The 2,691-nt window shown below is 77.9% G+C and carries 1 pseudogene; it reads left to right on the plus strand.

The window, feature by feature from the left end:
- Nucleotides 1-10: 10 nt before the first annotated feature.
- Nucleotides 11-2,691 (plus strand): annotated as a pseudogene (locus ACTUAL_RS07435) (hypothetical protein); the annotation flags it as partial.

Below are 2,691 nucleotides of genomic sequence, written 5' to 3' on the forward strand. Positions count from 1 at the left end.
CACCCGCGAGGTGTTCCTGGAGTTCGCGTTCGCGGGCGCCCTGACCGCCAAGGCGCTGTCCGCGCACGCCAGGGGCCTGGTCGGCCGGGGCGACCCGGCCGCCTCCTACGCCCTGTTCCGCGCGCTGTGCGTCAAGCGCACCCAGGGCGGGCTGCCCCCGTACGCCGGGATGCCCGAGGACCTGAACCGGTTGGCCAAGGCGGCCAAGCTCGACCAGCGCGCCGAGCAGCGGTCCGTGCTGTCCGCCCTGCTCGGCACGACCGCCGTCACCAGGGCGAACGCCGGCTTCTGGAAGTCCTACCGGCCCGCGCTCGTCGACCTGGCGCGCGCCGACGCGGACGTGCGGCGCAGGCTGCTGGAGTTCATCCCCGCCGACGCCGCCGCGTTCGACACCTGGCTCGACGTCCTCACCGAGTCCGGCGCCGCCGACGCCCTCACCGACCCGGACGGCCCGCCGCTCCCCGTCACCGCCGCGCACTGGCTGGCCACCGCCGTCGTCACCGCCCACCCCGTCTGGGAGCCCAACCCCCGCTCCCAGGCCCTGCTCGACCTCGTCGAGCGGATGCTGCCCCGCCTGCGCGCCGACGGCCACCCCGTCGAGCTGCTGCGCGGCTGGCGCAACCACGCCCTCGACGTCCTCGACCTGGTCCTCGCCGGCGGTGTGCCCGTCGCGCCCCCGCTGCACCCCGACAGCTACCTCACGGTCGGCAAGTGGCTCGCCGACGAGGCCCCCGGCCGCCGCGACCTGCGCGCCCTGGCCGCCTCCGAGTTCGCCGACGCCCTCGGCGAGGGCCTGGTCGTGCACCTGGAGCGGGCCGTGCGCGCCGACGTGGTCGACGCGGGCGTGCTGACCGCCGCCTGCGCCGTCCCCGGCCTGCGCGCCGCGCTCGGCGCGTGGATCACCACCCGCTCGCCCGGCCCCGGCCCGCACGGGCTGCCCGCCCTGCGCGAGCGGCTGGCGGAGCTGCGCGTGGTCGGCATCCCCGAGGCGTTCGCCGACGTGCCCGAGGCCGCCGACGCGATCGCCGCCACCGATGTCGCGGGCGCCGTCCTGACCACCCTGCGCGCCGGCCTGTACGACGAGCTGGGCTGGCCCGCCCTCGACCAGGCGCACCGCGACCTCGCGGCCCTCCCGCCCGGCGACTACGGCACCCGGATCGCGGGCGAGGGCTGGCCCGCGCTCGTGCTCAGCCGGGGCGAGCGGCTGGTCGTCGTCGGCCCGGACGGCGTGCTCGACGAGCACCAGCTGCGCATCCCCGCCGACCAGCGCCACGGCCTGTTCTTCCGGGTGAGCGCCGACTGGCACGACGGCTCGCTCCTGGTGCGCTGGAACGCCCCCGGCGGCGAGCGCGCCTACTGGAGCCACGCGCCCGGCAGCACCTTCCCGCTGCCCGACCGGCGACCGCCGTTCCACCGCGCGGGCGCGCTGCGCGGCTCCATCGCGGTCGGCGACGGCCGGTTCTCCGGCGGCCGGGTCGTGCAGCTCGGCGACACGGACATCCCGGTCACCGCCGACCCGCTGAGCGACGGCACGACCCTGTGGGCCGACCGGGGCGAGGCCTGGGACTGGAGCCTGCACGAGATCGACCCGGCCACCGGCGACGCGGGCCGGACCAGCCTGCCCGCGTTCCTGGAGGGCTTCGCCGCCACCGGCGCCCGGCTGGTCCACGAGGCCTGCGAGCTGCGGCCCGCCGTCCCCGGGACCGCGACCAGCCCGCTGGGCGCGGCGAACGGCCTGCACGGCTGGCGGGTGCGCCGCGAGGCGGACCGCTCCTGGTCGGCCGAGGGGATCGACGGCCGCACCGTGCGCAGGCCGAAGATCGGCGAGATCCCGGCCGGGCTGCTGCACCTGCCCTCGGGCGGGCGGCTCGTGCTGATGGCCGTGCACAACGGCCTGCGGCTGCTCGACGTCGACGGCACCGAGCTGGGCAGGCTCGACGCGCTCGGCGACGAGCCCTGCCAGGAGAACGCCTCGGGCAGCCCGGTCGTGCCACCGCTGGACTGGTGGCACGTGCTGCGCCCGCGCGACGAGGCCGGTTCGGCGGCGCTGCGCGCGGTCACCCGCGAGGCCGTCGACGCCATGCTCGACGCCGCGGTCGGCGAGGAGGGCTTGGTCGAGGAGCTGGACAAGCACGACCGGCAGGCCTGGCTCGCGGCCGTCTCGCGGGGGCAGGCCATCCCGCTCGCCGAGGCCATCACCACCGCCCTGCCCGGCCTGACCCACCCCGGTCTGATCGCGGGCGTGGCCGACGTGGTGCGCCGCGGCGCCCTGCTGCGCGCCGGGTTCCGCGCGTTCGCCGCGTTCGCCGACACCGCCCGCGCGCTGGGCCCGGAGGCGCTGGCCGCGACCGGGCCCACCATCACCGACTGGCAGGTCGACGACGCGCTCTCGTGGTTCCGGGAGCCGTACCGCGCCACCACCGCGCCGGCGCCCAGCGGCCTGCCCGCCGCGATCGCCGCACTGGGCCGCGCGGCCAGCGCTGAGCTGACCGAGCCGACCCCGCTGCCGCCCCTGACCTGCCACTACTGGACCGACCACCTGCCCGCGCTCGACGCGCTCGGCGACGAGCCCTGCCAGGAGAACGCCTCGGGCAGCCCGGTCGTGCCGCCGCTGGACTGGTGGCACGTGCTGCGCCCGCGCGACGAGGCCGGTTCGGCGGCGCTGCGCGCGGTCACCCGCGAGGCCGTCGA

The sequence above is a fragment of the Actinosynnema sp. genome (assembly GCF_052038725.1).